This window comes from Actinoplanes sp. NPDC051633 (assembly GCF_040681735.1).
Lineage (GTDB): Bacteria > Actinomycetota > Actinomycetes > Mycobacteriales > Micromonosporaceae > Actinoplanes.
In genome coordinates, this window is record NZ_JBFAZH010000606.1 from 1 (window position 1) to 4,828 (window position 4,828).

General features: G+C 65.9%; 4 protein-coding genes and 2 pseudogenes. 4 read left to right on the top strand and 2 right to left on the bottom strand.

What is annotated here, in order from left to right; all coding sequences use genetic code 11:
• Positions 1-77 precede the first annotated feature (77 nt).
• The 4 genes and pseudogenes from AB0M20_RS27745 to AB0M20_RS27760 all read left to right on the top strand — a co-directional run.
• Positions 78-245 (top strand): annotated as a pseudogene (locus AB0M20_RS27745) (Tex-like N-terminal domain-containing protein); the annotation flags it as partial.
• A gap of 165 nt (positions 246-410) precedes the next feature.
• Positions 411-680, top strand: coding sequence for a hypothetical protein (locus tag AB0M20_RS27750; RefSeq protein ID WP_364303081.1), 270 nt, complete (start codon positions 411-413; stop codon positions 678-680).
• Positions 681-824: 144 nt separating this feature from the next.
• Entirely contained in the window at positions 825-1,412 is a 588-nt protein-coding gene (locus tag AB0M20_RS27755; RefSeq protein WP_364303083.1) for a SigE family RNA polymerase sigma factor, read from the top strand.
• On the top strand, positions 1,339-2,502 hold the full coding sequence (locus AB0M20_RS27760; RefSeq protein ID WP_364303085.1) for a hypothetical protein: 1,164 nt from the start codon (positions 1,339-1,341) through the stop codon (positions 2,500-2,502). Before AB0M20_RS27755 ends, AB0M20_RS27760 begins: the two co-directional genes overlap by 74 nt.
• A gap of 167 nt (positions 2,503-2,669) precedes the next feature.
• Here AB0M20_RS27760 and AB0M20_RS27765 read toward each other — a convergent pair whose 3' ends face one another.
• Both AB0M20_RS27765 and AB0M20_RS27770 read right to left on the bottom strand, forming a co-directional pair.
• Positions 2,670-4,235 carry a cellulase family glycosylhydrolase gene (locus AB0M20_RS27765; protein ID WP_364303087.1) on the bottom strand — a complete coding sequence of 522 codons (1,566 nt, stop codon included), beginning with the start codon at positions 4,233-4,235 and terminating at the stop codon, positions 2,670-2,672.
• A gap of 180 nt (positions 4,236-4,415) precedes the next feature.
• Positions 4,416-4,828: pseudogene (locus AB0M20_RS27770) on the bottom strand (hypothetical protein); the annotation flags it as partial.

A 4,828-nucleotide genomic window follows, 5' to 3' on the forward strand; every position in this document is an offset into this window, starting at 1 on the left:
CGCCCAGCCCGCCGGCGACCAGCACTGCACGTGCACGCCGCACATTCGCCGCCGCTACCTGAGCCATAAAGCAAGACATATTAACACAGACGAAGCTACAAAGAGTTGAAGATTTATATCGTCCATATAAACAAAAAAAGAAAACACGTGCAACTGAGGCTAAAAGAAAAGGATTAGAAGATTTAGCAGATTGGTTTTCACAATCAAAATTGGATACAAAAATTGAAGATAAAGCTCAATTATTCTTAAATGATGAATTGGTGACACCTGACTCATGGCGAATCTCCCTCGATTGGACTGTCGCCCTGTTAGTCACCACCGACCCCGGTTTGGTTCGCTCCCGCAGCGGAGAATCTCGTACGACCTGCTCGCCCATTGGTCGGAAGAGCCGGGGGTGTCACACTGCCGACGTGAAGCGTCCCCTGTGGCAGTGGGTTCTTGGCTGGGTCGGGTTCGTCGCCCTGCTGGCGACTGCAATCTTCTACGCCGCAAGCGGGTTGCTCGCGCCAGGCTGGGCGGTGGCCCTGCTCCTCATCATCTGGCTCGCGTTGCTGGTGGTCGCGATCTGGCTTCTGCGCACCCAGCGGCCGCTGTACGTGATGGTCCTGCCCCTGGTGGCCGCGCTGACATGGTTCGGCGTCCTGACCGCGGGCGAGAACCTGCTCGGCTGGACCGGTTGACCCCACAACCCGGTGGCTCGAGATCGCCGACCGCGACGCATGCTGAAATTCCGCCACCACTGAGCGTTTCTCGAAAGCTTGCCATCTCGTGCAACCCTGCCGTCTCCGTCGCGCCTCTTACCGCGACGAAGGGAGTGCACCGTAGTGGATGCCGAGGATGCGGATAATTTCCGCGAGTTCGTCCGCAGTCATTTCGACCGATTGCGCGCGCTCGCGTACGTGACGTGCGGCGACTGGCAGACGGCCGAGGACGCCGTCGCGGGCACGTTGGCCAAGTTGTATCCGCGGTGGAAGAAGGTCGCCGCCCCGGACGCGTACGCCCGGACGATGGTGGTCCGCGCGGCGATCGGGGAGAAGCGGCGGCCGTGGCGGCGGGAACACTCCTCCGGGGACAACCTGCCCGATGTGGCGCTGTCGGACCATACCGGCGATGTCGACGAACGGCTGCGGCTACACGCCGCCCTGGGCCGGGTGCCAACCCGGCAACGCGCCGTGCTCGTCCTGAGGTTCCTCGAGGGCCTCAGCGTCGAGGAGACCGCCGAGGTCCTGAAGTGCCGGCCCGGCACCGTCAAGAGCCAGTCCACACGCGGACTTGACACGCTGCGGGCCGTGCTGGCCGCCGATGACATCACGCTGTACGACAACGAAGGAGACGAGCGTGCCCTACCACATCGAGGACGTCCTGGAATCGGTGCGGAACGCCCCGCAGCCGCCGGCGCATACGACCACTGACGACATCATCAACCGCGCCCGCCGTACGCGGAACCGCCGTAACCTGGCGATCGGCGCCGGCGTCGTGGCCTGCCTTGCCGCCGCGGTGACGGTGCTCCCCCAGCTCGCCCCGGCCGACCCCAGCGGCATCATGGCGGCCAACGACGGCGCGACGCCGATGGCCTCGTTCTCGCCGCCCCCGGCCGCGCCGATCGACGAGCCGCTGCCGGTCAAGAAGATCGACTTCAAGACGAACCTGGTCGAGTACCGGGTCGGCGCGTACCAGATCGGCCCGGCCACCACGGTGACCGAGGGCTACACCGAGCTGCCCGTCTATCACGACGGTTTGTCGTGGGAGGACGACCTCGGCAGCAAGTACCCGCTGTCGGTGGCCACGCTCACCGTCTACCAGAAGGACCTGTACGACCCGTCGACGTTCGGCGGTGCCGGTAACGCCACCCTCACCATCGGTGAGCAGTACCCGGTGACGGTGGGCGGCCGGGAGGCCATCGGCCGGGATTGGACCTACGGCTCGCCGCCGGATTCCTCGGAGCCGCAGAAGGCTACGAGCAAGCAGACGATGGCCGCTCTGGCGTGGCAGTGGGACGACGAGGCCTGGGCCACGTTCGTGCCCAGCTACGGCGGACCCGACCTGCCCCGGGCGACGGTGGCCGACATCGCGGAGAAGCTGTCCACCGACAAGGAACGGGAGCTCAAGGTGCCGTACCGCCTCGGCTACGTGCCGAAGGGCTGGCAGGCCGTGTCGGTGTCGCAGACGGAAGCCAAGTACGGTATGTCCGACTCGGTGGTCTACCTGCACCAGGGCCCGCTCGCCAACCCGGCCACCCGGGTGGACGCCGTCCTCCCCGGTCACCTGTCGATCGGGGTCTTCCCGAAGCCGAAGCCCGGTGAGAAGAACGAGTTCAGCACTGAGCCGGGCATCCAGTGCTACCCGGACGGCGAAAGCTGCTCAGTGATCCACGGCGACTACCTCGTCTCCCTGAGCGGCTACGGCAAGCTCCTGTCGCTGGACGAGCTCCGCAAGGTCGCGGACGGTCTGGAGCTCCGCGACGTAGCCGACCGAAGCACCTGGGAGAAGATCGACTTCTGAGCCGGCGATGCGGCATCTCGGCCGGGTCCCGTCCAAGGGCCCGGCCGAGTGATGTTCCCGGCCTCGCGTGCCTGCGGCGCCCGGTGCGCCCGGCCACACCATCGAGCCGCGGTGCAGACGATGGGCCGGGCCGCCGAAGCGGCACCGGCCCGTCGCATGTGCAGAGGTCAACTGCAGGCGGTGCCGTTGAGCCGGAAACCGGTCGGGGCGGCAGCGTTGCCGCTGTGGTTGGCCTGGTAGCCGATCGTGGCTGAGCCGCCTGGCGGAAGGGCGCCGTTGTAACTGGCGTTGGTCGCGGTCACCGTGCCGCCGGCCGGGGAGTAATTGGCGTTCCAGCCGGAAACGATGGTCTGTCCGGTGGCCAGAGAAAAGGCCAGGGTCCAGCCGTTGATGGCGGCGGCGCCGGTGTTGGTGATGGTGATGCTGTTGGTCAGGCCGGTGTTCCATGCGTTGACCGCGCTGCTGACCCGGCAGGAGCCGGCGGTGGTCGGTGGCGGGGTGGTCGGCGGCGGGGTGGTCGGCGGCGGGTTGTTGCCGCTGACGGCGCTCATGATGGTGTCGATGAGGCCCTGCTGGGTCACGGTGGCGGAGCCGCGGTTGAACAAACCGAACCCGTGTTGGCCGTTCCAGCCGTTGTCCCAGTAGGCGGTGGCCGCTCCGTACTTCTTGGCCGTGGCCACCACGGCGTGTGCGTAATCCGCGCGGTAGCGGTTGTTCGCGGAGTCGTACGTCGTCTTGTCGATCGAGCCGTACTCACCGACGAACACCGGGTATCCGCGCGTGACGAATTTGTCGTGCATCTTCTTCAACTGTGCGTCCAGGAAGTCTTCCTGGCCCCACACCGACTTCTTCGCCGGGTTCGTCGCACCGGCGCCCCATTGCGTGATGGCACCGTCTTCCTGTCCGGTGAAATCCCACGGGTCGTAGTAATGCACGGAGATCATGATCCGTTGCTCACCCGCCGGGATGGACGAGGACCGGTGCTGGTCGGTGGGAAGCACGAAGCCGTCGCCCACGGTGTGATCGATATTGGTGTTCCAGCCGGGGACCAGTAGCCACCGGGACGCGTTGCCCCCGCCGGTCCGCCGCACGGTGTCCACGAAAATCTGGTTGTACGCGTTGATGTTCGAGTAGCACGGCTGGGTCGGGTTGCCGTACTGCCCATCGAAGTTCTCGTTCATGGACTCGAAGATCAGGTGGTCGTCGTAGCTCTGGAATCTGGTCGCTATCTGCTGCCAGACCTTCTGATATTTGTCCTTGATCGTCGTCTGGTCGGCCGCATCGCAGATGAGCCACGACCCGGTGACGGTCTTGTACCCGTCGCCGTGCATGTTGATCAGCACATTCAGGCCCCGGCCGTGGGCGTAGTCGACGACCTGCTGAATCCTGTTCAGCCAGGCCGCGTTGACCGTGTAATTGGGGCCGGCGCCGATGTGTCCCAGGTAGGACACCGGGATCCGGATCGTCTTGAATCCGGAGGCCCGCACCCGGTCGATGAGAGCCTGCGTCACGACCGGGTTTCCCCAGGCCGTTTCGTCGGGGATGCCGTTGTTGCTGGCCTCGAGGGCGTTGCCCAGGTTCCAGCCGGCACCCAAGTCGGCGACCAGCTGCGAAGCGTTCCGCTCGGCCACGACGCCTGCCGAGGCCGACCTCGTGACGCCGGACACGGATCCGGCAAAGGTCAGGATCGCGGCAAGGAATGCGAGCCCGGCCTTCCTTCCTCTCGAACTCATGGATGTGTCCTTTCGTCGGTCTCGATCACCGAGACACGCCGAGCGCGGGGGCGCGCGGATCAGTAGATCGGCCGCGGAAAGCCGGGCCATCAAGGCGCCAGAGTCGTAAATGGGAGCGCTCCCATCATCGCAGATCATCTATGTGTTGTCACCTTCGCCTCGCCGAATTGCGTGCTGATGTCACGCATTGGCCCGGCGCAGGCGTTCGGCTGCCTGCGCCCGCAGCGCAGCGCCGCCCGCCGGGGTGCCGCCGCACAGTGCCATCTCCCGGGCGTTGTAGGCAGCCATCCACAAGCTGGCCGCCCATGCGATCTCCAGCTCCACGGCTGTGAACAGACGCCCTCGAACGTCTTGATACGCCACCAGGAACGCCTCCGAGCTTTCGATCGGCGCCAGCGTGGGCGGTCCGGAACTGGCGAACGACCCGCTCGCCGCTCCCACCAGCGCCGCCTCCGGCTGCCACGCCAGGCTGTCCCAGTCGTGCACCGCCCACACCTCCAAGCCCCGCCACCGCAGGTTCTGCGCCTCGAAGTCGGCATGGCCCAGCACGCACGGCAAGCCGGCGGCCAGCAGCCGCTTCCGGGCTCGCTCAG

Bases quoted from the DNA above. Each gene is read 5' to 3' on its own strand.
- AB0M20_RS27765 (WP_364303087.1), bottom strand. From the start codon at position 4,235: ATGAGTTCGAGAGGAAGGAAGGCCGGGCTCGCATTCCTTGCCGCGATC.